The organism is Mesorhizobium sp. 1B3 (genome assembly GCF_050958605.1).
Taxonomy (GTDB): domain Bacteria; phylum Pseudomonadota; class Alphaproteobacteria; order Rhizobiales; family Rhizobiaceae.
Map to the genome: position 1 here is coordinate 1 of NZ_JBJHDO010000043.1, position 318 is coordinate 318.

1 pseudogene is annotated in these 318 nt (G+C 64.8%); it reads left to right on the forward strand.

The annotated features are described in order from the left end of the window. Positions 1-318 (forward strand): annotated as a pseudogene (locus tag ACCO56_RS33080) (malate synthase G); the annotation flags it as partial.

The window sequence follows — 318 nt, forward strand, 5'->3', positions numbered from 1 at the left end:
GGGCCCGAGGAAGTGGCCTTCGCGGTGGAGATTTTCGGCCGCGTCGAGCAGGCCCTGGGAATGAGGCCCAACACGCTGAAGATGGGCATCATGGACGAGGAGCGGCGGACCACCGTCAATCTGAAGGAGTGCATCCGCGCCGCCAAGGAGCGCGTGGTGTTCATCAACACCGGTTTCCTCGACCGCACCGGCGACGAGATCCACACCTCGATGGAAGCCGGGCCGATGATCCGCAAGGGCGACATGAAGAAGGCGGCCTGGATCGGCGCCTATGAGAACTGGAACGTCGACACCGGCCTGGAATGCGGGCTGTCCGGG